The sequence below is a fragment of the Catellatospora aurea genome (genome assembly GCF_042663325.1).
Classification (GTDB): Bacteria; Actinomycetota; Actinomycetes; order Mycobacteriales; family Micromonosporaceae; genus Catellatospora; species Catellatospora aurea.
The window spans coordinates 41,344-65,765 of the sequence record NZ_JBHTAC010000004.1 but is presented as its reverse complement, the minus strand read 5'-3'; the positions used below and the strand labels follow the sequence as shown (position 1 = coordinate 65,765).

Below are 24,422 nucleotides of genomic sequence, written 5' to 3'. Positions count from 1 at the left end.
ACGCCGCCGTCAGCAGGCGATGACGTGGCCGACGCGCGGCGGGGTCGTGCCCGCGAGCATGCCGAGCCAGGCCTCGCGGAGCCCGTCCGGGCCGTGGCTGACCGTGATGTCGACCCATTGCTCGGCGACCGCGGCGAAGCGGCGCCAGGATTCGGCGAGCCGCCGATCCAGCTCCGGGCGGCCCCAGTCGAGGGTGCGTTTGCGGATCTGGTCCGGGGCGAAGAACACGGCGGTCGCCTCGGTCGCGCGCTCCTGGTGGGTCAGGCCCACCGCGACGTCGTGCACGAGGCGGTCGCTAAGGTGGGCGCGCAGCGCCGCGCGGGTGGCCGGGTTCGCCGAGAGGTCGAGGTACGCGGTCGGGGTCGCCGGGTCGAGTTCGCCGATGCCGTCGTACGGCAGCACGTCGTCGTAGCAGCCCAGCTCGCGGGTGAAGGCCACGTTGCCGGGTGAGGTGAGGCCGATCAGGCGCGGCCCCTTGCCGCGCAGCTCGAACGCGGCGGCGTACGCCGTCTTGCTCGACGCGGACGACAGCACCAGCGTCGCGGCCCCGTAGAAGTCGTTGTCCTGCAGACGGTCGGCGAGCATCGCCGAGGTCACGAACAGGGGCCGGAACAGGATCAGCAGGTCCTCCCGGTCGGCGTCGTAGGACGGGTCGCCGGTGGTCGCGGCGTAGGCGTTGTACGGCGACGGCAGCTGCGCGCGGTGTGGACTGGCGTCGCGAAACCCGCGCTCGTCGACACGGCCGGGCCGGACGATCAGGTGCCCGGCGGGCGGCAGGTATCCGTACAGCCGCTGCCCGACCGGGACGCCGTCCACTCGCGAGTCGACCACCTCGCTGAACCCCCACAGCGGGCCCAGGCCCCACCGTTCGTCGAGTCCGGCGGTGGCGGCCGGAAAGAAGTCCCAGTAGCGGTAGGCGTCGCCGAGCACGGCGTAGGTCACGTTGTTCGCGGTCATGCCGACCCGATCCACCCGCAGCAAGGCCTCGCCGTCGGCGAGTGCGGGCACCGGGTGCCGCACCAGTTCGGTGCGGGACAGGTCGTCACGTGCGAGGGCCAGGGTCCACGAATCCGTCACGGCGTCACCGTAGCGGATCGGCCGATGTTTCAGCACCCCCAGTGCATGAATATGGCGAAGACAACTCGCGCGCCCGCCCACCCGACGATCCGTACCCTGTGGTGGTGATCCGTTCTGCCACTGTCGAGGATGCCGCCGCCATCGGCCGGATCAAGGTCCGCTCATGGAGATCGGCGTACGCGGAGTTCATGGCCGCGCCGCTGCTCGGCGCGCTCGATCCGGTCCAGGAAGCCGCCGACTGGGCCGAGTACGTGACGACCATGCCGGGTGGGCACAGGTTGTGGGTGGCCGAAGGCGACGGCGCCGTCGTCGGCTTCTGCCGCACGGGGCCGGCCGACCACGATCCGGATCTCGGTACGGGCGCCGGTGAGGTGTACGGGCTGTATGTCGATCCCGGCCACATCGGCACGGGGCTCGGCAGGCAGCTGTTCAGCCATGCCGTCGAGGATCTGCGAGCCCGGGGCCGGCGACCCGTGTGCGTGTACGCCTACCGGCCCAACGCGAACGCGGTGCGTTTCTACGAGCGCGCCGGTTTCTCCCTCGACGGCACCACCCGCCTGGACGACGCGGATGCGATCGGCGTCGCCGAGGTTCGGCTGGTCGACCGGCGCTGAGCGCCGTCAGTTCACCGGCGGCGGGCCGCTGCTGGCCCGCACGACCAGCGACGGAGGCACCCGCGGGTGGCGCGCGACCCCCAACGGCCGGTCGACACCGAGCAGTTCCAGCAGCGCCGCCAGGCAGCGGCGGCCGACCTCGTCGAAGTCCTGCCGCACGGTGGTCAGCGGCGGCGACAGGTACGCGGCCTCGGGGATGTCGTCGAAGCCGACGACGCTGACGTCCTCCGGAACCCGCACGCCGCGCTCGTGCAGCGCCCGCAGCATGCCCAGCGCCTGCTGATCGTTGGCGCAGAACACCGCGGTCACGTCGCCGCGATCGGCCAGCTGCCGACCCGCCTCGTAGCCCGAGCGCGGGCTCCAGTCTCCGGCGAGCACCGGCGGAACGCGGCGGCCCGCCGCTTCCAGGGCCGCCCGCCAGCCGTCGATCCGGTCGCGGGCCTCCAGCCAGTCCTTGGGGCCGGACAGGTGCCACACCGTCTCGTGTCCCAGGTCCAGCAGGTGCTCGACGGCCAGCCGGGCGCCCGCGACCTGGTCCACGGAGACGGTCGGCAGGTCGCCGGCCATGTCCGACTCGACCACGACCGCCGGCACGCCGCTGGGCAGGCTGCCCGCCGCCGCTGCCGCGGTCAGCAGCGGCGCGATGATCACAACGCCGGCCACGGACTGCTCAGCCAGCCGGTTCACGGCGTCGACGACGCCGCTGCGGTCGAGCCGCTCCAGGGCCACGATGCTGATCCCGTATCCGGCATGCCGGGCCGCCCGCTCGATGCCGAGCAGGGTCGCGGCGGGGCCGTAGAGAATGGTGTCGAAACTGACCACCCCGATGACCCGCGACCGCCGCCCCGCCAGCCCTCGCGCCAGCGCGTTCGGGCGGTAGTTGAGCTGTTTCACGGCGCGCAGCACCCGCTCGCGGGTCTCGTCGCGCACGCTCGGGTGATCGTTCAGCACCCGGGACACGGTCTGGTGCGACACGCCCGCGAGGCGCGCGACATCCTTGATCACCGCTGCCCGGGCGGCCGGCTGCTGACTCATCGTGACCCCCTGTCGGCGCATCGTACCCCACGCACGATCTTCGGCTTCATCCTCGAACCCCACGCCCACCAGCAACCCGACGGAAACATTTTCGGAACGTCTTGACGCCTCGATTGTTATCGGTCACATTCATGGGGCGGGATCGAAGGCACGCGATATGACCGCTTCAACCTGCACTGCATGGCACCGTCCTGCCGTCCCGGCAACGCCCCACAGGACACCCATGTGATCGGTCACGCCGCCCAGGTCCCTTCCTCCACGTCAAGGAGCTCCTATGTGGTCACCGTCCCTGTCCCGCCGGCGGCTGCTGCAGGCCGCCGGCGTCGCCACCGCGGCCGCGGCCGCACCCGCCCTCACCGCCACCGAGGCCGCCGCCGCGGCGATACCCCCTGCTCGCGCCGACCTCGGCGTCTCGGCCTACCCCTTCGATCTCTCCGAGGTGCGGCTCACCACCGGCCGCTGGCTCGACAACCAGAACCGCACGCTCAGTTACCTCCGGGACGTCAGCGTCGACCGGTTGCTCTACGTGTTCCGCGCCAACCATCGGCTGTCGACCAACGGAGCCGCGGCCACCGGCGGCTGGGAGGCCCCCGACTTCCCGTTCCGCAGCCACAGCCAAGGCCACTTCCTCACCGCATGGGCGCAGGCCTGGGCCGTGCTCGGCGACAGCACGTGCCGTGACAAGGCCACCCAGATGGTCGCCGCACTGGCCGCCTGCCAGGCCAACAACTCGGCCGCCGGGTTCACCTCCGGATACCTGTCCGGCTTTCCCGAGTCCGACTTCACCGCCCTGGAAGCGGGCAATCTGAACAACGGCAACGTGCCCTACTACGCCCTGCACAAGACCCTCGCCGGACTGCTCGACGTGTGGCGCCTGATCGGCAGCACCCAGGCCCGCGACGTGCTGCTGAGCTTCGCGGGTTGGGTCGACTGGCGCACCGGCCGGCTGAGCAGCTCGCAGATGCAGTCCGTGCTGGGCAGGGAGTTCGGCGGCATGAACGCCGTGCTGGCCGACCTCTACCAGCAGACCGGCGATTCGCGCTGGCTCACCGTCGCGCAGCGCTTCGACCACGCCGCGGTCTTCAACCCGCTGGCCGCCAATCAGGATTCGTTGAACGGCCTGCACGCCAACACCCAGGTGCCCAAGTGGATCGGCGCGGCCCGCGAGTACAAGGCGACCGGCACCACCCGCTACCGCGACATCGCCACCAACGCCTGGAACATCACCGTCAACGCGCACACCTACGTCATCGGCGGCAACAGCCAGGCCGAGCACTTCCGCGCCCCCAACGCCATCGCCGCATACCTGAACAGCGACACGGCCGAGGCCTGCAACACGTACAACATGCTCAAGCTGACCCGCGAGCTGTGGCTGCTGAACCCCGACAACGCCGCATACTTCGACTTCTACGAGCGCGCGCTGCTCAACCACCTCATCGGCCAGCAGAACCCGGCCGACAGCCACGGGCACTTCACGTACTTCACCCCGCTGAAGCCGGGCGGCCGCCGCGGCGTGGGCCCGGCCTGGGGCGGCGGCACCTGGAGCACCGACTACGGCACGTTCTGGTGCTGCCAGGGCACCGGCATCGAGACCAATACGAAACTGGCCGACTCGATCTACTTCTACAACGGCACCACGCTGACCGTGAACCTGTACACGCCGTCGGTGCTGACGTGGGCCTCCCGCGGCATCACGGTCACCCAGTCCACCACGTACCCGGTCAGCGACACCACGACGCTCACGGTGACCGGCAGCGTGAGCGGATCGTGGTCGATGCGGCTGCGCATCCCGTCCTGGACCACCGGGGCCACCGTCAGCGTCAACGGCACGGTCCAGAGCATCACCGCGACACCGGGCACGTACGCCACCCTGACCCGGTCCTGGACCTCCGGCGACGTCGTGACCGTCAAGCTGCCCATGCGGGTGGTCATGCGGGCGGCCAACGACAACGCCAACGTCTCCGCGGTCACCTACGGCCCGGTCGTGCTCGCCGGCAACTACGGCAACACCAGCCTGTCCGCGCTGCCCAGCCTGACCACCAGCACGGTGACCCGCACCAGCACCAGCTCGCTGGCGTTCACCGCCACCGCCAACGGGGCCACGGTCAACCTCGCGCCCTTCCACGACGCCCACGGCTACAACTACACCGTCTACTGGAACGCCTCCGGCCAGGGCGGCGGCACCGGCGGCGCCGTGTTCCGGCTGGCCAACGCGGCCAGCGGGCTGGTCCTCGGGGTGCAGAACATGTCCACCGCCGACGGCGGGCTCGCCGTGCAGTGGGCCGACAACGGCACCGCCGACCACAACTGGGAGCTGATCGTCGACGGCTCGGCGCTGCGGCTGCGCAACGCCAACAGCGGCAAGGTCCTCGGCGTCGAGAACATGTCCACCGCCGACAACGCCCGCGTCATGCAGTGGGCCGACAACGGCACCGCCGACCACCGCTGGACGGTCGTCGACAACGGCGACGGCTCCCACAAGCTGCGCAACGTGCACACCGGCAAGCTGCTGGCGATCCTCAACGGCTCCACCGCCCAGGGTGCGCAGGCGGTGCAGGACCCCGACAACGGCACCGCCGACAACCTCTGGCGCTTCGTACCCGAGGGCGCGCGGCGCATCCAGAACGTCGCCTCCGGGTTGGTCCTCGGCGTACAGAACATGTCCACCGCCGACGGCGGCCTGGTGCTGCAGTGGGGCGACACCGGCACCGCCGACCACCTCTGGACCGCGATCGTCGACACCGGCGGCTACCTGCGCCTGCGCAACGGCAACAGCGCCAAGGTGCTCGGCGTGGAGAACATGTCCACCGCGACCGGCGCGCGGATCATGCAGTGGGCCGACAACGGCACCGCCGACCATCGCTGGCGCCTGCGCCACGCGTCGAACGGCACCTTCCGCATCCAGTGCGCCAACGGCGGCAAGGTCCTCGCCGTCACCGGCAGCTCAACGTCCCAGGGCGCCCAGATCGTCACCGCCGACGACTCCACCGCCACCGACCGCCTCTGGCGCTTCCTCTGACCCACCCACCCGCCCGCCCCACCCCCTGGCGGGGCCGCCATCGCGCGGCCGGCGGCTGGGGCGGCGGGCGGGGGCGGGTGGCGGGGCGGGGTCAGGCGGGTGGGCCGCTGCTGGCGCGGACCATGAGGGTGGGGGCGACGCGGGGGTGCGGGGGCGCGTCGGGGGTGTCCTGGGGGTCGAGCAGGTCCAACAGGGCGGCCAGGCAGCGGCGGCCGACCTCGTCGAAGTCCTGCCGCACCGTGGTCAGCGGCGGGGACAGGTACTCCGCCTCAGGAATGTCGTCGAAGCCGACGACGCTGACGTCCTCCGGCACCCGGATGCCGCGTTCGTGCAGGGCCCGCAGCATGCCCAGGGCCTGCTGGTCGTTGGCGCAGAACACGGCGGTGACGTCGGAGCCGATCCGGTGCCCGGCCTCGTAGCCCGAGCGCGGGCTCCAGTCGCCCACGATCGCCGCCGGGACACGGCGGCCCGCGGCCTCCAGGGCCTGCCGCCAGCCGTCGACGCGGTCGCGTGCCTCCAGCCAGTCCTTCGGCCCGGTCAGGTGCCAGACGGTCTCGTGGCCGAGTGCGAGCAGGTGCTCCACGGCCAGCCGCGCCCCGGCGACCTGGTCGACGGAGATGGTCGGCAGATCCCCTGCGGTGTCGGATTCGACGACCACGGCGGGTACGCCGGTCGGCAGGCTGTGCGCCGCCGCGGCCGCCGTCAGCAGCGGCGCGATGATGACGACTCCCGCCACGGACTGCTCGGTGAGCCGGTTGACCGCCTCGGTGACGCCCGCCCGGTCGAGTTTCTCCAAGGCGACGATGCTGATGCCGTATCCGGCGTGGCGGGCCGCCCGTTCGACGCCGAGCAGGGTGGCGGCGGGGCCGTACAGGATGGTGTCGAAGCTGACCACGCCGATGACCCGCGAGCGCCGCCCGGCCAGGCCGCGGGCCAGCGCGTTGGGCCGGTAGTTGAGCTGCCGGACGGCCACCAGCACCCGTTCGCGGGTCTCGTCGCGCACGCTCGGGTGGTTGTTGAGCACCCGGGACACGGTCTGGTGCGACACCCCGGCGAGGCGGGCGACGTCGTTCATCACCGCCGCGCGGGCGGCCGGCTGCTGGCTCATGGCTGCTGCTCCCCTGACGGCACATCGTATCGCATGTTGATCATCTTTCGTCGCGGACGGCCGACAGGTCGACGGATGCGCACACCGAGATGGGCGGGCGCATCCGTCGTCTGCGGGGCGGGGTCAGAATCCTCGGGCCAGCCGGTAGTAGGCCTGGTTCCAGCGGATCTCGTCGGCGAAACGGCGGGTGGTGGTGTCCGCGTCGATCACGACGAGTTCGGTGCGCGCCATCTCGGCCAGGTCGTGCAGCTCCTCGACGCCCACGGCCTGGGACAGCACCGTGTGGTGCGGGGCGCCCGCGGTGATCCACGCCTCCGCGGAGCCCGCCAGCGACGGCCGCGGACGCCAGACCGCACGGGCGACCGGCAGCTTCGGCAGCGGCTGCGGCGGGGCCACGACGTCGATCTCGTTGGCGACCAGGCGGAACCGCTCGCCCATGTCGGCCAGGCCCATCACCACAGCCGGGCCGGGCTGGGCGTCGAAGACCAGCCGGACCGGGTCCTCCCGGCCGCCGATGCTCAGCGGGTGGATCTCCACGTTCGGGGTGTCGGCCGCGATGGTCGGGCAGACCTCCAGCATGTGCGCGCCGAGCACCAGTTCCTGGCCAGGGGTGAGGTCGTAGGTGTAGTCCTCCATGAACGAGGTGCCGCCGCTGGTGCCGACCGACATCGCCTTCAGCGTGCGGACCAGGACCGACGTCTTCCAGTCGCCCTCACCGCCGAAGCCGTAGCCGTCGGCCATCAGCCGCTGCACCGCGATGCCGGGTAGCTGGCGCAGGCCGCCGAGATCCTCGAAGTTGGTGGTGAACGCGCGGAAGCCGCCGGCCTCCAGGAAGTTGCGCAGGCCGGCCTCGATGCGGGCGGCGTAGCGCAGCGAGTCGTGGCGCTCGCCGCCCGGACGCAGCTCGGCGGCGACGCGGAAGGTGTCGTCGTACACCTTGACCAGCTCGTCGATCTGCGCGTCGGCGACCGCCCCGACGGCGTCGACCAGGTCGTTGACGCCGTAGGTGTTGACCGAGACGCCGAAGCGCAGCTCGGCCTCGACCTTGTCGCCCTCGGTCACCGCCACGTCGCGCATGTTGTCGCCGAAGCGGGCCAGGCGCAGCGAGCGCATCGCCGACCAGCCGATCGCCGCGCGGGTCCACGCGCCGACCCGGGCAACCACCCGCGGGTCGGACACGTGGCCGGCGACGGTCTTGCGGGCGACCCCGAGCCGGGTCTGGATGTACCCGAACTCGCGGTCGCCGTGCGCGGCCTGGTTGAGATTCATGAAGTCCATGTCGATCTCGTCCCAGGGCAGCAGCACGTTCGCCTGGGTGTGCAGGTGCAGCAGCGGCGTGGTCAACGCATCCAGCCCGGAGATCCACATCTTCGCCGGGGAGAACGTGTGCATCCAGGCGATCACCCCGACGGCGCCCTGTGCGGCGGCCTCCCGGCACACCTGCAGGATCTCGCCGCTGGAGGTCAGGACGGGCTTCCAGACCACCCGCGCCGGGATGCCCGGCGACTCGTCGAGGATGCGGGCGATCTCCCGGGACTGGCCGGCGACCTGGCGCAGGGTCTCTTCGCCGTACATGCCCTGGCTGCCGGTGAGGAACCAGACCTCGGGCTGGGGATGCGTTGTCATGTGCGTGCCTTCCGCGATACGGGTCGGGGTTACTTCTTGCGGATGCCGATGAGGCGTTGGAGCAGGATGAACGCGAACAGCAACCCACCGATCACGATCTTGGTCCACCACGAGTTGAGGCTGCCGTCGAAGGTGATGAGGGTCTTGATCACGCCGAGGACGAGCACCCCGAGCACGGTCCCGAAGACGTACCCGGAGCCGCCGGTGAGCACCGTGCCGCCGATGACGACCGCGGCGATGACGTCGAGCTCCATGCCGACGGCGATCAGCGGGGCGCCGGACAGCGTGTAGAACGACAGCAGGATGCCGCCGATCGCCGAGCACAGGCCGCTGATCACGTACACCGCGACCTTCGTGCGGCCGACGGGCAGGCCCATCAGCAGCGCCGACTGCTGGTTGCCGCCCAGGGCGTAGACGTTGCGGCCCAGCCGGGTGTACGCCAGCACGAACGCCCCGACCAGCACGACGACCAGCGCGATGAGCACGCTGGTCGACACGAAGGTGCCCTTCGGGTCGCCGATGCGCTCCTGGGCCATGGTGGTCCAGAACGGATCCGTGATCGGGATCGACGAGTCGCTGATGAACGTGCACATGCCGCGGGCGAAGAACATGCCGGCCAGGGTCACGATGAACGGCTGGATGTCGAAGAAGTGGATGACGCAGCCCATCAGCAAGCCGAGCGTCGGCCCGACGAGCAGCGCGATCACCAGTACCGCCGCGGGATGCATGCCACTTCGCAGCAGCGACGCCGACATCATCGCCGTCATCGCGACCACCGAGCCGACGGACAGGTCGATGCCGCCGGTGAGGATCACGAACGTCATGCCGACCGCGACGACCAGCAGGAAGCCGTTGTCGATGAAGACGTTGAAGACGACCTGGATGTTGGAGAAGGCCCGGTACTGCGAGACGCCGATGCCGTACATGACCAGCAGCAGGGTGAGCGTGGCCAGCACCGGCACGTACCGCTGCGGGATGCGCCACCAGTCGCGGGCGGGGGTCAGTGAGCTCGTGGTCATGCCGGCACCTGCTCCTTGCTCTGGTCGGCCGCCGTCGGCGCGGCGGGCGCGACGGGTCGCCGGCGCGCGAACCTGGCCCGGAACGCGGGGGCCTGGACGAGGCAGACGATGATCACGACCACGGCCTTGAACAGCAGCGACGTCTGCGGCGAGATGTTCATCGCGTACACGGTCGTGGTCAGGGTCTGGATGAGCAGCGCGCCGAGGATGGTGCCGCTGAGCGAGAACCGCCCGCCGGCCAGCGACGTGCCGCCGATCACGACGGCGAGGATCGCGTCGAGTTCGATCCACAGGCCGGCCGCGTTGCCGTCGGCGCTGGACACGTTCGCGGTGACCATGAAACCGGCGATGCTGGCGCAGACCGCGCTGATGACGTACACCAGGAACGTGATGCGCGCCGAGCGGATGCCGGCCAGCCGGCTGGCCTCGGCGTTGCCGCCGACCGCCTCGATGATCATGCCGAGCGCGGTGCGCCGGGTGACCGCGGCGACCAGCAGCGCGACGCCCGCCGCGATGAAGATGGCCAGCGGCAGGGTGAGCAGGTAGCCGACGCCGACGGACTTGTACGGCTCGGAGTTGATGGTGATGATCTGGCCCTCGGTGATCAGCTGGGCGAGGCCGCGCCCGGCCACCATCAGGATCAGCGTGGCGATGATCGGCTGGATGCCGATGATCGAGACGAGCGCCCCGTTCCACGCGCCGAGCAGCAGCGACAGCCCGATGCCCAGCGCCAGCGCGACCAGCACCCCGCTCAGGGCGTTCTGATCCGGCTGCTGGCTGATGTGCAGGCAGGCGATCGCGCCGCTGATCGCGCACATCGAGCCGACCGACAGGTCGATGCCGCCGGTGGCGATGACCAGGGTCATCCCGAGCCCGACCAGGATCAGGGGGGCGGCCAGCCGCAGGATGTCGACGAGGCTGCCGTAGAGGTGCCCGTCCTTCATCTCGACGGTCAGGAAGCCGGGCCGGTAGATGGTGTTGGCCACCAGCAGCGCCAGCAGCGCGACCGCGGGCCAGAACAGCGAGTGGCCGGTGACGGCGTCCCACCGTGCCTTCGAATTGCTCATGCTACTTCCGGCCCTTCGTGGTGGCGCGTGCCGCTGGCGATGGTCTGCATGACGCGGTCGGCGTCCACCGTGTGGTCGTTGGCCAGCTCGGTGACCAGCTGCCGGTCCCGCATGACGGCGATCTTGTGGCTGAGCCGCAGCACCTCCTCCAGCTCGGCGGAGATGAACAGCACCGCCATGCCGCCGTCGGACAGCTGCACCACCAGCTTCTGGATCTCGGCCTTCGCGCCGACGTCGATGCCGCGGGTGGGCTCGTCGAGGATCAGCAGCCGCGGTTCGGTGATCAGCCAGCGGGCCAGCAGCACCTTCTGCTGGTTGCCGCCGGACAGGTTGCGCACCGGGGTCTCGGGATCGGCGGGGCGGATGCTCAGCGCCTTGACGTACTTGTCGACCAGTTCGTCCTGGCGGCGGCGCGGGATCGGGCGCAGCCAGCCGCGTGCGGCCTGCATCGCGAGGATGATGTTCTCCCGCACGCTCAGCTCGCCGACCAGGCCCTCGGTGCGCCGGTTCTCGGAGCAGAAGGCGATGTCGTGGCCGATCGCGGCGATCGGGTTGCGCAGCGACGCCGGTTTGCCGTCGACGGCGGTGCGGCCGTGGTCGGCCCGGTCCGCGCCGAACAGCAGGCGGGCCACCTCGGTGCGGCCGGAGCCGAGCAGCCCGGCCAGGCCGACGACCTCGCCCGCGTGGATGGTGAGGCTGAACGGCGCGACGGAACCCCTGCGGCCCAGCTCCTCGGCCTGCAGGAACGGCGTGCTCGCCTCCAGCGCGGCGAGGTCGCGCTTGGACTGCTCGTCCAGGCTCTCCAGCACGTCGAGTTCCTTGCCGATCATCTTCTCGACCAGGGCGAGCTGCGGCAGCTCGGCGGTCGGGTACTCCCCCACCAGGCGGCCGTTGCGCAGCACGGTGATCCTGTCGGCGATGCCGTAGACCTGGTCGAGGAAGTGGGTCACGAAGATGATCGCGATGCCCTCGTCGCGCAGCTGGCGCATGATGCGGAACAGCTGCTCCACCTCGGTCGCGTCGAGGCTGGAGGTGGGCTCGTCGAGGATGAGCACCCGGGCCTGGATGTCGATGGCGCGGGCGATGGCGACCATCTGCTGCACGGCCAGCGAGTACGTGCCGAGCAGCTGGGTGACGTCGATGTGCAGGTCGAGCCGGGCCAGCAGGTCGCGGGCCCGGCGGCGCATCTCGCCCCAGCGGATCGCGCCGAGCGTGCGCGGCTCGCGGCCGATGAAGATGTTCTCCGCCACCGACAGGTTCGCGCAGAGGTTGACCTCCTGGTAGACGGTGCTCACCCCGGCGGCCGCGGCCTGCATCGGGCCGGTGAACGACACCTGCTGCCCGGCCAGCTCGATGTCGCCCGCGTCGTGGGCGTACACACCGGTCAGCACCTTGATCAGGGTGGACTTGCCGGCGCCGTTCTCGCCCATGAGGGCGTGCACCTCGCCGGGGAACAGCCGGAAGTCGACGCCGTCGAGCGCGCGCACCCCCGGGAAGGACTTGCTGATGGCGGTCATCGTCAGGACCGGTTGCCTACCCGACATCCCATCCGACCTTTCGCTGAGTACTGGGCAAGGGGTCGCCGCGGCCGGCCGGCGAGGGCCGGCACAGCGGCGAGGACGTCGGCCGGACGCGGTGTGCCCCGCCGATCCGGCTCCGTCTGCGGTGATGGAGGACGGGGCCGCCGCACGGCGTGCGGCGGCCCCGGTATGGGATCAGTACTTGCGGGTCGGCAGCGCGGCCTTGGCCTGCTCCGGCGTGAAGGTGGTCTCGACGGTCTCGATGCGCTGGGGGATGGTCTCCCCGGCCTTGACCTTCTTGACCATCTCCATCAGCTGGGGCCCGAGCAGCGGGCTGCACTCGGCGATGAAGTTGAACTTGCCGTCGGCCAGGGCCTGCATGCCGTCCTTGACCGCGTCGATCGTGATGATCTTGATGTCCTTACCGGGCACCTTGCCCGCGGCCGTGATCGCCTCGAGCGCGCCCAGACCCATGTCGTCGTTGTGCGCGAACAGCACGTCGATCTTCGGATTGGCCTTCAGGAACTGCTCCATGACGGCCTTGCCGCCGGCGCGGGTGAAGTCACCGGTCTGCGAAGCGATGACCTTCAGGTTCGGGTTGGCCGCGATGGCCTCCGCGAAGCCCTTCTTGCGGTCGTTGGCCGGGGCCGAACCCGTGGTGCCCTGCAGCTCCACGATGTTCACCACGCCGGTGGCCGACTTGGTCTCGTTGACCAGCCACTCACCGGAGAGCTTGCCCTCCTTGACGAAGTCCGAGCCGATGAACGTCTTGTACAGCGACTTGTCCGCCGAGTCCACCGCGCGGTCGGTCAGGATCACCGGGATGCCGGCGTCCTTGGCCTCCTTGAGCACGGTGTCCCAGCCCGACTCCACCACCGGCGAGAAGGCGATGACGTCGACCTTCTGCTGGATGTAGTTGCGGATCGCGGTGATCTGGTTCTCCTGCTTGCCCTGCGCGTCGTCGAACTTCAGCTCGATGCCGGCTTCCTTCGCGGACTCCTTGATCGAGTTGGTGTTCGCGGTGCGCCAGCCGCTCTCGGCGCCGACCTGCGAGAAGCCGAGCGTCAGCTTGCCGTCGTCGGCCGGCTGCTCGCCGGTGTCGCTGTTGCCGCACGCGGCCATACCGGTCGCGAGCAGAGTTGCGGTCAGCACCGCGACGGCACGGCGTCGCGTGATGGCCTTGCCCATGGTGAGCATGCGATCTCCTTGGATGAGGATGGGCCTACCCCCGCGCGCCGTGTGGGACGCCGGCGCGCGGCCTTCGCTGTGGTGCGGGTGAAGCGGTGATGCTGCGGTGAGAGGATCAGGTGGTGCCACCGCCGGGACCTAGTCGGCGGACAGCTGGCGGCCGGGCTGGCCGTACACGTTCTGGTAGCGGTCGTAGAGGGAGTCCACGTCGGCCTGCGCCATCGGCAGCGGCTGCCCGAGCGCCCTGGCCAGGTGCGCGGTGCGCGCGACGTCCTCGCACATCACCGCGGCCTTGACCGCGGCGCGGGCGTCCTTGCCGATGGTGAAAACCCCGTGGTTGCGCATCAGCACCGCGGGCGAGCGGTGTCCGGACAGCGTGGCCACGATGCCCTTGCCGATGTCGTCGCCGCCGATCAGCGCGAACGGGCCGACCGGGATCTCCCCGCCGAACTCGTCGGCCTGCGCCGTCAGGTGGCACGGGATGGCCTCGCCCCGCGCCGCCCACGCCGTGGCGTACGTGCTGTGCGTGTGCACCACGCCGCCGACCTCGGGCATGGCCCGGTAGACGTAGGCGTGCGCCGCGGTGTCGCTCGACGGCGACAGGTCGCCCTCGACCACGACGCCGTCCAGGTCACAGACGATCATGTTCGCCGGGGAGAGGTCGTCGTAGGACACTCCGCTGGGCTTGATGACCAGCAGTTCCTCCCCCGGCACCCGCGCCGACACGTTGCCGGCGGTCCAGGCCACCAGCCCGTACCGGGTCAGCTCTGCGTGCAGCGACGCCACGGTCTGCCGCAACGCGGCGACGACATCGCTCATGCCGCCACCCCCAGCGCAACCGTCGGCTCGTCGGCCGAGTGGTGGTGGGCGGCGTTGCGGATGGCGCGCAGGCGCAGCATGACGTCGTTCGCGCCGCGTCCGAAGTGGTCGTGCAGCAGCGCGTACTCGGCGTAGAGCGCGTCGTAGGCGCGGGCCCGGTCCGGGTCGGGCTGGTAGACGCCCCGCTCGACGCGGCCCATCGCGTCCGACGCCTCGTGCACGTCGGCGTACGCCCCGGCGGCGACCGCGGCGTGGATCGCCGAGCCCAGCGCCGGGCCCTGCGCCGAGCCGATGATGCTCAGCGGCCGGCCGGTCACGTCGGCGTAGATCTGCATCAGCAGCCGGTTCGTGGTCAGGCCGCCCGCGATGACCAGCTCGGTGACCGGCACCCCGGCCGCGGCGAACGCCTCGATGATCATGCGCGTGCCGTACGCGGTCGACTCCAGCAGCGCCCGGTAGACGTCCGCCGGGCGGGTGGCCAGGGTCATGCCGACGATCAGGCCGCTCAGGTCGTGGTTGACCAGCAGCGAGCGGTTGCCGTTCCACCAGTCCAGCGCGATCAGCCCGTGCGCGCCGACCGGCTGCGCCGCGGCCAGTTCGGACAGTCGCTCGTGCGAGTCGAAGCCCGCCGGGGCCGCGTGGTCGACGAACCAGCCGAAGATGTCGCCGACGCCGCTCTGCCCGGCCTCGTAGCCCCAGGCGCCCGCGCTGATGCCGCCGTCGACGACGCCGCACATGCCTGAGACCTCCGCCGGCACGGTGCCGTTGACGACGTGGCAGGTCGAGGTGCCCATGATGGCGACCAGCCGACCCGGGTCGAGGGCCTGCGCGGCGGCGGCGGTGACGTGCGCGTCGACGTTGCCGACCGCGACCGCGATGCCCTCCGGCAGCCCCGTCCACGCGGCGGCCTCGGCGGTGAGCGAGCCGGCCCGGCCGCCCAGCGGCAGCAGCGGACCGTCCAGCTTGGCCACGAAGCCGGCGAAGCCCGGGTTCAGCGCGGCGAGGTAGTCCTTCGACGGGTACGCCCCGTCCTGGAAGATGCCCTTGTAACCGGCGGTGCAGACGTTGCGGGTCTCGACCCCGCACAGCTGCCAGATGATCCAGTCCGCGGCCTCGATCCAGCGCTCCGCCCGGTCGTAGACCTCGGGGTCCTCCTCGAGCAGCTGCAGGCCCTTGGCGTACTGCCACTCCGCGGAGATCTTGCCGCCGTAGCGGCCGATCCACGGCTCGCCGCGCTCGTGGGCCACAGCGTTGATGCGGTCGGCGTGCGGCTGCGCGGCGTGGTGCTTCCACAGCTTCACCCACGCGTGCGGGCGGTGGCGCAGTTCCGGCAGCTCGCACAGCGGCGTGCCGTCGGCCAGCGCCGGCAGCACCGTGCACGCGGTGAAGTCGGTGCCGATGCCGATCACGTCGGCCGGGTCGACGCCCGCCGCGGCCAGCGCCGCCGGGACCGCGTTGCGCAGCACGTCGCGGTAGTCGTCGGGGTCCTGCAGCGCCCAGTCCGGCGGCAGCGGCGCGCCGGACGCGGCGAGCACGCCGTCCATGACGCCGTGGCGGTACTCGTGCACCGCCGTGCCGACCTCGGCCCCGTCGCTGACGCGGACCACCAGGGCCCGGCCGGACAGCGTGCCGTAGTCGACACCGACGACGTACCGGTCGCTCATGTCTTCCTCCGCTCGGTTGCTGGCACACAGTGTTAGCGCTCACATCAAGAGGCGTCAAGACATGCCCTCGCAACAGATACGTAACGGCCGCTGACGCTGAGCGGCTCAAGAACTTGCGCAACTCGGGATGCAGACGCCATGGCCGGGTCCAGCCGGTTTCCGGCTTCCCTTGACGGCAACCTATGTGTGCGTTAACACTATCGCTGCGATTCGAGTCCGGAACGCAGCCGGATCGAGTCCGCGGACTTGCCGCACGCCCGGTACGCGGCGGCAGCTCGACGGCGGGCGGGGGTGGCACTTCATGCGGTGAGAGCGGCACCCCCGCCCGCTCCATCCCGCGACCCGTCCGGCATGGACGATCGCGGGCAGGCTCACGCCCGCAGGCCCCGGTCGGGACCTACGGGAGGAGGGAGAGCACCGGTCAGGCGGCCGGCGAAGGCGACGCGTCCGGTGGGGGCGACGCGTCCGGCGACGGCTCGTACGGGATAGCGCTGCCCTTGACGTACTCGTCCCAGGGCTTGTCGAAGTCGGTCCAGCCGTTGCCGTACTGCAGCTTGCGCGGCGTGCCCTTGGTGATGACCGGGTCGCCGATCATCGTCTGCTCGAACAGCCACTTCGCGTCGGCGGTGGACATGTTGACGCAGCCGTGCGAGACGTTGCGCACACCCTGGTCCTTCACCGACCACGGGGCCGCGTGGATGAACTCCCCACCCCAGGTCAGCCGCTGCGCGTAGACGATGTTCGTCCGGTAGCGGTTGTTCGGGTTGGGGTCGCTGGTCGTGTCGAACACCGTCTTGGCGAGCCGCTCGATGATCACCGTGGTGCCGCTCGACGACGGCATGCTCGCCCGGCCGAGGCTGACCTTGATGGTGCGTACGGTGACGCCGTCCTTGACGACCTTCATCACCTTCGGCTTGGCCTTGTCGTCGATCGTCATGGTCAGCGATCGGCCGATGGAGCAGGTCAGCGTCGAGTTGCGCGCGCCGAAGAACCCGTCGCCCAGGGGCAGGCCGCCCGCGCGCACGTCGACGAACACCTTCGTGCCCGCCTGCCAGAACTCCCGGGGCCGCCAGTGCAGCTCGTCGTCGGTGTACCAGGTCCAGATGCCCTCCTGCACGGGCGTGGTCTGCACCAGCAGCCGCCGCTGCAGCGCCGCCCGCTGCCCCTGGGGGATCTTGCGGCTGATCCGGAAGATCAGCGGCATGCCGACGCCGACCACGGCGCCGTCGGGCAGGAAGCTGACGACCCGGACGGTCTTGTCCGGCTGGGCCATCGTCGTGAACGTCGACGTGGCCGTGGCGGGCCTGCCGTCGTCACCGGTCGCGGTGACCGTGACGGTGTAGGCCGTCCCGTACGCCAGGGCCTTGGCGGGCAGCCAGCCCCTGCCATCGGGGTGCATCTCCCCGGGCACGTCAGCCCCGGCCGCGTCCTTGAGCACCACCTGCGTGGAGACGGCGTCGGTCGCGGTGAACACGATCTCGGCGGACGCGGGGACGTCCGTCGCCGCGGCGACGGGTTCGGTGATGGCGACCTTGGCCTTCGGCGGCGGGGCGTCCGGGCTCTGGCCGCCGGACGGCGAGGTCCCGGACGGGCCCTTGCCGCCCGTGCAGGCGGCAAGGCCGATCGCGGCGCCCGTCAGGCCCAGGGCGGCCAGGGCGGACCGGCGCGTCAGCGGGCCCAGGTCGGTGCGGGGGAAGGAGGGCATGCGTTCCTCACCAGCTAGTACGGGGCGGACGCCGGTCCGCGGGTGGAGCGGGCAGGCGTCGACGATCCCGGCCAACTGTACGCGGCGGTACGCGAGGGAACCTCACGACGGCGGTGCCCGGCCGCGTCACGGCGGCTCCGGCGGTCCGCGGCGCGCGGCGCGCACCGTCCGGTCGTGTCCGGTGCCCACCGCCCGGACATGCCCCGGTGAGCTGCGCCTTCACCGGGCGTCACGACCGTCCTGTCCGGACCCGCGGATCCCGCCACCGCGGCGGTGACACGGTCATTCCACGACATCCGAACGAACAGAAGGAGTCACGGATGAGCATCCGGCACAGGCTGGCCACCCTGGTCCTGGCCGCTGCCGTCGCGGCGGTCACCGGGCTGGCGGCCGCGGGGCCCGCGAACGCGGCGCCCACGACGCAGGACAACCAGACCATGGGGGTCGGGGTCTTCGAGCAGATCCGCAACGAGTACTCGTACAAGTGCCTGATCCCGAAGGGCAACTCCAGCAACCACAACGCCCCGATCGTGCAGCGCAGCTGCGAGAACCGGCCGCACCACCGCTGGGCGCTGTTCCCGACCGGCAACGGCTACTACTGGATCGTCAACCAGGGCAGCGGCCTGTGCCTCGACCTTCTGGCCAACAGCGAGGACGAGGTGCAGATCGGCACCCGGGTGCAGCAGTTCACCTGCAACGCGGCGTACACCAGCGAGGAGTGGACGCCGATCTCGTACTTCGGCACCGGGCGCTACCTGTACCAGAACAAGGTCAAGGGCCTGTGCCTGGACGTGCTGGGCCGCTCCACCGGCAACGACGTCCCGCTGCAGGTCATCGAGTGCAAGCTGTACGAGCCCGCGCAGCAGTTCTACTACCAGTGAGAACGGTCCCGCCCGGCGGGGCGTCGCCTCAGGCGGCGTCCAGCCGGGCACGCACCGCGTGCGCGTTCTCGTGGCCGATCCGGTCGAGGATCTCCCACGCCTCCTCCAGCGCCGCCCGCCCGGCGGCCTCGTCCCCGGCCGCGAGCCGGGTCTCGGCGAGGTTCTGCAGCGTGGCCGCCGTGCCGAACCGGTCGCCGTCGGCCCGGAACATCTCCAGCGCCCGCTCGTAGCACGAGGCGGCCGCCGCGAGGTCCCCGAGATGGTGATACGCGTGACCGAGGCTGTCCAGGGTGTCCGCGACGCCCTGCGGGTCGGCGACCCGCTGCAGCCGCTCCAGCGCCCGCCGGCAGTAGGCGACCGCCTGGCGGTGGTCGCCGAGCAGGCCGAGCTGCCAGCCCACCGCATTGAGCGTGTACGCCTCCCCCGCCGTGTTGCCCAACCCGGTGAACAGCTCCAGCGCGCGCCGCGAGTGCTCCAGCGCCTCCTGGTGCCGGTGCGCCCGCTCCAGGGTCTGGCCGAGGTTCAGGTGTGTCTGGGCCAGCCCGTCGGTGTCGCCGAGATCGGTGAAGTCGTCCAGGGCCTGCTTGAGCTGCCCGTGGGACTCGTCGTGGCGGCCCAGCCGGGAGCAGACCCGGGCCAGGTCGCGGTGCCCGTGCGCCTGCCCGGCGAGATCGCCGTCCCGCTCGGCCGCGCCCAGCACCAGCTCCTGAATCTCGTGCCACTGCGCCCACCGCGCCCGCCGGTCCAGGTGACCGGACAGGGACCAGACGAGCTGCCAGGCGTGCCGCCCGAACCCGGTGGCGCACGCCTGCCTGATCTCGGCCGCCAGCACGGCCAGCTCCGCGTCGAACCAGTCCTGGGCGGCCCTACCGTCGGCGAGTTCCACGGCCGTCGCGCCTTCGCTGCACGGCGTGAGGGTGATGTCGCTGAACGGCGGGTGCAGTAGAACCGCCGCGCGGTGCGCGGTGTGCAGGTAATGGTCGAGCAGCCGCCGCGTGGCCGCGCGCCGGTCGGCGGCACTGTCGGTGTCGTGCGCCAGCTCGCGGGCGTACGCCCGGACCAGGTCGTGCATCGCGTACCGGCCAGGCCGGTGCTCGGTGAGCAGGCCCGCGTCGGCCAGCCCGGCGACCAGCCGCCGTGCCGAGCCGACCGGCACGTCCACGAGGCTCGCCGCCGCCACGGGTGTGATGTCGCCACCCGCGGCCAGGCCCAGCAGGCGCAGCGCCCGCGCCGCCGGCGCGTCGAGGGTGCGGTACGACCAGGAGAAGACGGCGCGTACGTCGGTGGCCTCGTCGCCGGTGCGCAGCGCCTCCAACTCCCCCGGCTCCTCGCGCAGCTCCCGGGCCAGCTCCGCCAGCGACAGCGCGGGCTGCAACGCGACCCGGCACGCCGCGACGCTCAGCGCGAGCAGCAGCCGGGCGCAGGCGCGCACGATCGCGTCGGCTGCTTCGCGCTCGGCGTGCAGCCGCTGCTCGCCGATGCGCGAGGCGAGCAGGTCGGTGGACTCTCCCGCGCTGAGCGGGTCCAGGTGCAGCACCTGCGCGGCCTGTGCCACGACCAGACCCGCCAGGCGGCTGCGGCTGGTCACCACCGCCCGGCAGCCCGGCCCGCTCGGCAGCAGCGACCGCACCTGCTCCGCGTCCCGGGCGTTGTCGAGCACGACCAGCACCCGCCGGTTCGCGAGCAGGCTGCGGTACAGCACGAGCTGGGCGTCGGGGCTGGTCGGCAGCCGGTCCGGCGGCACGCCGAGCGCTTCCAGAAAGCCGCGCGTCGCCTCGGCCGCCGACATCACCGCCCCGGAGTGTTCGAATCCGCGCAAGTCGACGTAGAGCTGGCCGTCCGGGAACCGGGGCGCGACCTGGTGCGCCCACTGCACGGCCAGGGACGTCTTGCCGATGCCGGGCGGCCCCGAAATGATCACCGGATCGGCTGCCGCGGTCAGCGCGGCCAGTTCGGGCTCGCGCCCGACGAAGGTCCGGGGTCGGGGCGGCAGGCCTCGCGGCGGGGCCTGCTCCGGCTCGGCCGGGTTCGGGTCGACGGCTGCAGGCGCTTCGCTCAGCAGCTGCTCGACCGCGGTGTGCCGCCGCCGCCAGTACTCCTCGACCCCGAACTTGCCGGACAGGTGCGCGGCCCGCCCGTGCTGTCCGGCGTACGCATGGCAGCGGGCCACCACCGCGCGGACGACCCGCCAGTCCGGCAGGCGCTCGACGCGCCCGTTGAGGATCGCCCCCAGCTGGCTCTTGCCCAGCCCCACCTCGGCCGCCAGCGTGCGCAGGCTCGGCCCACCCGCCTGCTCGCGCAGATGGCGCAGGTCGTCGCAGAGGCGGCCGAGCAGTTCCTGGCCGGCACCGCCCGATACCGTCATCGCTCCCCCTGTATCGATGGCTGTCTCCAGCCTAGGGACCCCGCCGGGCCACGCTTATCCGCGATCGGACGGTGTCGCTCTGCCGACATCGCCCTCGTTGGCTCGGATAACGGCGGCTATGCGCCTGTTCCGCCGAGTGCCGCTGCCACGGCCTGCCGCAGCGTCGCGGGCGGGCGGGCGGCCAAGCAACCGCGCCAGATCACCCGTCTGCCGTTCGAGCGCTCCCGACCGGGCCAGCCCCATCAGGAAGCCCATCGGCCCGGGGATCGGTTCGGCTGCCTCGTGATACTGGACCTCTCTGCCCGCGATGTCGCCGAGGGTCACCGCGAGCTGCGGATACGTCCACACCGGACCAGTGAGGTCGTAGCCGTGGCCGAGATGAGCGTCGTCGGTGAGCGCGTTCGCGGCGGCCTCGGCCAGATCTGCCCTCAGCGCGGTGCCGGCGATCGCCTGCTCGGTGGCGTGGTGGGCGGCGTTCGGGCCGTCGCCGCCGCGGTCGGCGCTCAAGAAGCCGGTGTACGCGACGGCCTGAACACCCGCGGCCACGGCCGCGGCCACCGCGGCCAGGTGCTGCCGGGTCCGCCGGGCAGCCTGCTCAGGAGCTGCTCGATGACCAGGCGGCCGAGCGCGCCGGAGGCCGCGGAGACGGCGATCATGTGCTTTCCTCGCTCCACCCTGTCGCCCGACGATCGGACTCAGCCAACACCGGCGGAGACGGGGAGTGCCACCGATTTTCTCCGCCGGGCCGCATCAACGGCTCAGTGCGGTCTCCTGCTCCACTCGCGACAGCTTCTCCGGGTTGCGCACGACGTAGAGCCCGGACACGGCACCGCCCTCGATCCGTGCGGCGACGACGCTGTCGACCTCCCCGTCGAGCCGCATGAGCAGCGCCGGACACCCGTTGATCTGCACCGGATCGAACGTCACCAGTGCGCCGACCTTCTTCCAGCCCGCGACCAGCAGGCGGGCGACCTTGTCCGCCCCGACGACGGGCCGGAGCACGGCCTGGCGGACTCCGCCGCCGTCGCTCAGGACCACCACGTCCGGGGCGAGCACGTCGAGCAGGCTCTGCATGTCGCCCGTCTCGACCGCGCGGTGGAAGGCGGTCAGGACGGCCCGGGTCTGCGCCGGGGAGGCGGCCTCGCGTGGCCTGCGGGCGGCGACGTGCGCCCGTGCCCGGTGGGCGATCTGCCGGATCGTGGCGGGGCTCTTGCCGACGGCGTCGGCGATCTCGTCGTACCCCAGATCGAAGACCTCGCGCAGCACGTACACCGCCCGCTCGGTCGGCCCGAGCGTCTCCAGCACCAGCAGCATCGCCATCGAGACGCTGTCGGCGAGTTCGACGTCCTCGGCCACGTCCGGCGCGGTCAGCAGCGGTTCGGGCAGCCACGGCCCGACGTAGGACTCCTTGCGCCGGCTGAGGGTGCGCAGGCGGCCGAGCGCCTGCCGGGTGGCGATCCTGACCAGGTACGCGCGCGGGTCGCGCACCTGCTCGAACGCGACGCCCGACCAGCGCAGCCACGTCTCCTGGAGGACGTCCTCCGCGTCGGCCGCCGAGCCGAGCATCTCGTACGCGACGGTGAAGAGCAGGTTGCGATGGGCGACGAACACCTCGGTCGCCGGGTCCGGCCGGTCTGCCTCGCTCATCGGTGACTCCTTCCCGCGGTCCCACCACAAGACGCCGGACAGGGGCCCGGCGCGACAGATCCGGTCCGTGACGCGTGTCACCGACCGCTGCTGTCACAGCCGTCGCGGAACCGGCATCCCATGTTCGAACCCCAGCCCGCAGGGCCGAAGCCCTGTCGTCCCAGGACATCAAGGAGACACCTCATGAACCTCGCACTGTGGATCGTCGCAGGGCTGCTCGCGACCGCCTACCTGTTCGGCGGTGCCAGCAAGCTGATCATGTCGAAAGACCGGATCGAGGCCTTCGGGCCCAGCTCGAAGTGGGTCGAGGACTTCAGCCCCGGTGCCGTCAAGGCGATCGGCGCGCTGGAGGTCCTGGCGGCGGTCGGCCTGATCCTGCCGGCCGTGCTCGACATCGCGCCGGTGCTGGTGCCCCTGGCCGCCCTCGGCCTGATGTTCGTCATGACCGGTGCGGCGATCACCCGTATCCGGCGTGGCGAGTACCGATACATGCTGGTGGACCTGGTCTATCTCGCGCTGGCGGGGTTCGTCGCGTGGGGGCGCTTCGGGCCCGAGTCCTTCCTCGGCTGAACCGGCGGCCGGACGCCCAGGTCGCCCGGCCGTCGTCGCCGGTCAGCGGAATCCGTCGCGCAGGCGGCGGAAGAAGCCGCCCTCCATCGGCAGCGGCGCGGCCGGCGGCGGGGCCTCCCGGCGCTGGCGGGCGATCGGCTGGTCGTAGTCGGTGCGCGCGATGGCGTCGATGACCTGCTCCTCGGTGAAGTCCTCGGAGCCGGGAATGTGCGGGACGAACCCGACCAGCATCCCGTCGCGCATCACCTGCGCCTCCAGGCCCGCCGTGCCGTCGGTGTCCCACAGTGCCTCGCGGCCGTCGGGCAGCGCGATCCGGACACCGACCTTGCGGTGGCCGCCGCCGAGGGACAGGTGCGCGGGCACCCCGCGGTCACGCAGACGGTCCACCACTCGCCGGGCTCGGTTCTCGTCCATTCGCCCACCGTAGCCAGCAACGCTGGGCAGATGCTGGGAACCACGCCGAGGCCCGCCGCGTGGACAGACCGCGCGGTGCTTCCTACGCTGGCGGGCATGACCGGTGGCGATGCGGTGATCGACTGGCTGCTCGACGCGGATCCCGCGATCAGGTGGCAGGTGATGCGCGATCTGCTCGACGCCCCGCAGCCGCAGTGGGCGGCCGAGCGGGCGGCGGTCGAGACGACAGGCTGGGGGGCGAGGCTGCTCGCCCTGGCCGACGACGACGGGCAGTGGGCGGGTGGCGCGTTCGCTCCACGCGGATTCGACTCGCGCGAGTGGCACGAGGTCGGGCAGCCGTGGACGGCCACCTCGTTCACGCTGCAGCAGCTGCGGGAGTTCGGCCTCGACCCCGGCTCGAAGTCGGCTGCCCGCACCGTCGCGCTGGTCGGCGCCCACTCGCGCTGGGACCACGACGGCCAGCCGTACTGGGAGGGCGAGGTCGAGGAGTGCATCAACGGCCGGACCCTCGCCGACGGCGCGTACTTCGGGGCCGACGTCTCCGGGATCGCGGAACGGCTCGTCGGCGAGCGTCTCGCCGACGGCGGGTGGAACTGCGAGCGGCAGAACGGCTCGCTCCGCTCGTCCTTCCACAGCACCGTCAACGTGCTGGAAGGGCTGCTGGAGTTCGAGCAGGCCACCGGCGGCACCCCGCAGACCCGCTCGGCGCGCGCCTCGGGCGAGGAGTATCTGCTGGCACGTGGCCTGTTCCGCCGGCTGAGCACCGGCGAACCGGCCGACGAGCGGTTTCTGAGTCTCACGTATCCGCACCGCTGGCACTACGACGTGCTACGAGGGCTGGACCACTTCCGTGCCGCCGCCGGGCTGACCGGCGCGACGCCCGACCCGAGGCTGGGCGACGCGGTCGCCTACCTGCGCTCGCGACGGCTGCCGGACGGCACGTGGCCCCTCGACAGCAGGCTGCGCGGCCGGGTCTGGTTCGAGCTGGACGAAGAGCCGGGCAAGCCGTCACGCTGGGTGACCCTGCGGGCGATGCGGGTGCTCGCCTGGTGGGATCGCTGAGAGACGGGCCGGAACGGTCATG

21 protein-coding genes are annotated in these 24,422 nt (G+C 71.6%); 5 read left to right on the top strand and 16 right to left on the bottom strand.

The genetic code is table 11. The annotated features are described in order from the left end of the window. Positions 1 to 9: 9 nt before the first annotated feature. A complete protein-coding gene (locus ACFQO7_RS05565) occupies positions 10 to 1,077 on the bottom strand; it encodes a DUF2855 family protein (protein ID WP_376805384.1) in 1,068 nt (355 codons plus the stop codon). A 98-nt stretch (positions 1,078 to 1,175) separates the two neighbouring features. Here ACFQO7_RS05565 and ACFQO7_RS05560 point away from each other — a divergent pair, with 98 nt between their 5' ends. After that, complete coding sequence (locus ACFQO7_RS05560; protein WP_376805383.1) at positions 1,176 to 1,691, top strand: GNAT family N-acetyltransferase; 516 nt, start codon at positions 1,176 to 1,178, stop codon at positions 1,689 to 1,691. Positions 1,692 to 1,697: 6 nt separating this feature from the next. Here the strand turns inward: ACFQO7_RS05560 and ACFQO7_RS05555 are convergent, their stop codons facing one another. Next, positions 1,698 to 2,726 (bottom strand): LacI family DNA-binding transcriptional regulator, encoded by a 1,029-nt coding sequence (locus tag ACFQO7_RS05555; protein ID WP_376805382.1) that lies wholly within the window; start codon positions 2,724 to 2,726, stop codon positions 1,698 to 1,700. Positions 2,727 to 3,000: 274 nt separating this feature from the next. On the opposite strand from ACFQO7_RS05555, the gene ACFQO7_RS05550 reads away from it, so the two are divergent. Continuing rightward, positions 3,001 to 5,745, top strand: a complete 2,745-nt coding sequence (locus tag ACFQO7_RS05550) for a beta-L-arabinofuranosidase domain-containing protein (RefSeq protein ID WP_376805381.1) — start codon at positions 3,001 to 3,003, stop codon at positions 5,743 to 5,745. 91 nt (positions 5,746 to 5,836) lie between these two features. On the opposite strand, the gene ACFQO7_RS05545 is transcribed toward ACFQO7_RS05550, so the two are convergent. The 9 genes from ACFQO7_RS05545 to ACFQO7_RS05505 form a co-directional block, all read right to left on the bottom strand. Then, positions 5,837 to 6,853: a LacI family DNA-binding transcriptional regulator gene (locus ACFQO7_RS05545; RefSeq protein ID WP_376805380.1), complete on the bottom strand. Its 1,017-nt coding sequence runs from the start codon at positions 6,851 to 6,853 to the stop codon at positions 5,837 to 5,839. A gap of 123 nt (positions 6,854 to 6,976) precedes the next feature. Beyond that, positions 6,977 to 8,479, bottom strand: coding sequence for an L-arabinose isomerase (araA, locus tag ACFQO7_RS05540; RefSeq protein ID WP_376805379.1), 1,503 nt, complete (start codon positions 8,477 to 8,479; stop codon positions 6,977 to 6,979). A 29-nt stretch (positions 8,480 to 8,508) separates the two neighbouring features. Beyond that, the gene (gene yjfF / locus ACFQO7_RS05535) at positions 8,509 to 9,498 is read right to left on the bottom strand and encodes a galactofuranose ABC transporter, permease protein YjfF (RefSeq protein ID WP_376805378.1); all 990 of its coding nucleotides are present in this window, start codon (positions 9,496 to 9,498) and stop codon (positions 8,509 to 8,511) included. Beyond that, on the bottom strand, positions 9,495 to 10,565 hold the full coding sequence (locus ACFQO7_RS05530; RefSeq protein ID WP_376805377.1) for an ABC transporter permease: 1,071 nt from the start codon (positions 10,563 to 10,565) through the stop codon (positions 9,495 to 9,497). Before ACFQO7_RS05530 ends, yjfF begins: the two co-directional genes overlap by 4 nt. Next, a complete protein-coding gene (locus tag ACFQO7_RS05525; protein WP_376805376.1) occupies positions 10,562 to 12,109 on the bottom strand; it encodes a sugar ABC transporter ATP-binding protein in 1,548 nt (515 codons plus the stop codon). The genes ACFQO7_RS05530 and ACFQO7_RS05525 overlap by 4 nt, the downstream gene beginning before the upstream one ends. 171 nt (positions 12,110 to 12,280) lie before the next feature. Then, positions 12,281 to 13,282, bottom strand: coding sequence for an ABC transporter substrate-binding protein (locus tag ACFQO7_RS05520; RefSeq protein ID WP_376805375.1), 1,002 nt, complete (start codon positions 13,280 to 13,282; stop codon positions 12,281 to 12,283). Positions 13,283 to 13,411: 129 nt separating this feature from the next. Next, positions 13,412 to 14,092: an L-ribulose-5-phosphate 4-epimerase gene (locus ACFQO7_RS05515; RefSeq protein ID WP_376805374.1), complete on the bottom strand. Its 681-nt coding sequence runs from the start codon at positions 14,090 to 14,092 to the stop codon at positions 13,412 to 13,414. Next, on the bottom strand, positions 14,089 to 15,756 hold the full coding sequence (gene araB / locus ACFQO7_RS05510; protein ID WP_376805373.1) for a ribulokinase: 1,668 nt from the start codon (positions 15,754 to 15,756) through the stop codon (positions 14,089 to 14,091). The genes ACFQO7_RS05515 and araB overlap by 4 nt, the downstream gene beginning before the upstream one ends. Before the next feature lie 421 nt (positions 15,757 to 16,177). Beyond that, entirely contained in the window at positions 16,178 to 17,461 is a 1,284-nt protein-coding gene (locus tag ACFQO7_RS05505) for a L,D-transpeptidase (RefSeq protein ID WP_376805372.1), read from the bottom strand. A 320-nt stretch (positions 17,462 to 17,781) separates the two neighbouring features. Between ACFQO7_RS05505 and ACFQO7_RS05500 the strand changes: the two genes are divergently transcribed. After that, on the top strand, positions 17,782 to 18,342 hold the full coding sequence (locus tag ACFQO7_RS05500; RefSeq protein WP_376805371.1) for an RICIN domain-containing protein: 561 nt from the start codon (positions 17,782 to 17,784) through the stop codon (positions 18,340 to 18,342). A gap of 28 nt (positions 18,343 to 18,370) precedes the next feature. Here ACFQO7_RS05500 and ACFQO7_RS05495 read toward each other — a convergent pair whose 3' ends face one another. The 4 genes from ACFQO7_RS05495 to ACFQO7_RS05480 all read right to left on the bottom strand — a co-directional run bounded on the left by ACFQO7_RS05495 (position 18,371) and on the right by ACFQO7_RS05480 (position 22,354). After that, positions 18,371 to 20,707, bottom strand: a complete 2,337-nt coding sequence (locus ACFQO7_RS05495) for an ATP-binding protein (protein ID WP_376805370.1) — start codon at positions 20,705 to 20,707, stop codon at positions 18,371 to 18,373. Between the two features lie 54 nt (positions 20,708 to 20,761). Beyond that, on the bottom strand, positions 20,762 to 21,214 hold the full coding sequence (locus tag ACFQO7_RS05490) for a Rossmann-fold NAD(P)-binding domain-containing protein (RefSeq protein ID WP_376805369.1): 453 nt from the start codon (positions 21,212 to 21,214) through the stop codon (positions 20,762 to 20,764). Next, a complete protein-coding gene (locus ACFQO7_RS05485) occupies positions 21,211 to 21,363 on the bottom strand; it encodes a hypothetical protein (protein WP_376805368.1) in 153 nt (50 codons plus the stop codon). The genes ACFQO7_RS05490 and ACFQO7_RS05485 overlap by 4 nt, the downstream gene beginning before the upstream one ends. Positions 21,364 to 21,457: 94 nt before the next feature. Further along, entirely contained in the window at positions 21,458 to 22,354 is an 897-nt protein-coding gene (locus ACFQO7_RS05480) for an RNA polymerase sigma-70 factor (protein WP_376805367.1), read from the bottom strand. A 183-nt stretch (positions 22,355 to 22,537) separates the two neighbouring features. On the opposite strand from ACFQO7_RS05480, the gene ACFQO7_RS05475 reads away from it, so the two are divergent. Beyond that, positions 22,538 to 22,924 carry a DoxX family protein gene (locus tag ACFQO7_RS05475; protein WP_376805366.1) on the top strand — a complete coding sequence of 129 codons (387 nt, stop codon included), beginning with the start codon at positions 22,538 to 22,540 and terminating at the stop codon, positions 22,922 to 22,924. Positions 22,925 to 22,966: 42 nt separating this feature from the next. Here ACFQO7_RS05475 and ACFQO7_RS05470 read toward each other — a convergent pair whose 3' ends face one another. After that, complete coding sequence (locus ACFQO7_RS05470; RefSeq protein ID WP_376805365.1) at positions 22,967 to 23,338, bottom strand: hypothetical protein; 372 nt, start codon at positions 23,336 to 23,338, stop codon at positions 22,967 to 22,969. 96 nt (positions 23,339 to 23,434) lie between these two features. Between ACFQO7_RS05470 and ACFQO7_RS05465 the strand changes: the two genes are divergently transcribed. Then, positions 23,435 to 24,400 carry a hypothetical protein gene (locus tag ACFQO7_RS05465; protein WP_376805364.1) on the top strand — a complete coding sequence of 322 codons (966 nt, stop codon included), beginning with the start codon at positions 23,435 to 23,437 and terminating at the stop codon, positions 24,398 to 24,400. Positions 24,401 to 24,422: the final 22 nt, after the last annotated feature.

Bases quoted from the DNA above. Each gene is read 5' to 3' on its own strand.
- ACFQO7_RS05555 (WP_376805382.1), bottom strand. From the start codon at position 2,726: ATGAGTCAGCAGCCGGCCGCCCGGGCAGCGGTGATCAAGGATGTCGCG.
- ACFQO7_RS05550 (WP_376805381.1), top strand. From the start codon at position 3,001: ATGTGGTCACCGTCCCTGTCCCGCCGGCGGCTGCTGCAGGCCGCCGGC.
- ACFQO7_RS05545 (WP_376805380.1), bottom strand. From the start codon at position 6,853: ATGAGCCAGCAGCCGGCCGCCCGCGCGGCGGTGATGAACGACGTCGCC.
- araA (WP_376805379.1), bottom strand. From the start codon at position 8,479: ATGACAACGCATCCCCAGCCCGAGGTCTGGTTCCTCACCGGCAGCCAG.
- yjfF (WP_376805378.1), bottom strand. From the start codon at position 9,498: ATGACCACGAGCTCACTGACCCCCGCCCGCGACTGGTGGCGCATCCCG.
- ACFQO7_RS05530 (WP_376805377.1), bottom strand. From the start codon at position 10,565: ATGAGCAATTCGAAGGCACGGTGGGACGCCGTCACCGGCCACTCGCTG.
- ACFQO7_RS05525 (WP_376805376.1), bottom strand. From the start codon at position 12,109: ATGTCGGGTAGGCAACCGGTCCTGACGATGACCGCCATCAGCAAGTCC.
- ACFQO7_RS05520 (WP_376805375.1), bottom strand. From the start codon at position 13,282: ATGCTCACCATGGGCAAGGCCATCACGCGACGCCGTGCCGTCGCGGTG.
- ACFQO7_RS05515 (WP_376805374.1), bottom strand. From the start codon at position 14,092: ATGAGCGATGTCGTCGCCGCGTTGCGGCAGACCGTGGCGTCGCTGCAC.
- araB (WP_376805373.1), bottom strand. From the start codon at position 15,756: ATGAGCGACCGGTACGTCGTCGGTGTCGACTACGGCACGCTGTCCGGC.
- ACFQO7_RS05505 (WP_376805372.1), bottom strand. From the start codon at position 17,461: ATGCCCTCCTTCCCCCGCACCGACCTGGGCCCGCTGACGCGCCGGTCC.
- ACFQO7_RS05500 (WP_376805371.1), top strand. From the start codon at position 17,782: ATGAGCATCCGGCACAGGCTGGCCACCCTGGTCCTGGCCGCTGCCGTC.
- ACFQO7_RS05495 (WP_376805370.1), bottom strand. From the start codon at position 20,707: ATGACGGTATCGGGCGGTGCCGGCCAGGAACTGCTCGGCCGCCTCTGC.
- ACFQO7_RS05485 (WP_376805368.1), bottom strand. From the start codon at position 21,363: ATGATCGCCGTCTCCGCGGCCTCCGGCGCGCTCGGCCGCCTGGTCATC.
- ACFQO7_RS05480 (WP_376805367.1), bottom strand. From the start codon at position 22,354: ATGAGCGAGGCAGACCGGCCGGACCCGGCGACCGAGGTGTTCGTCGCC.
- ACFQO7_RS05475 (WP_376805366.1), top strand. From the start codon at position 22,538: ATGAACCTCGCACTGTGGATCGTCGCAGGGCTGCTCGCGACCGCCTAC.
- ACFQO7_RS05470 (WP_376805365.1), bottom strand. From the start codon at position 23,338: ATGGACGAGAACCGAGCCCGGCGAGTGGTGGACCGTCTGCGTGACCGC.
- ACFQO7_RS05465 (WP_376805364.1), top strand. From the start codon at position 23,435: ATGACCGGTGGCGATGCGGTGATCGACTGGCTGCTCGACGCGGATCCC.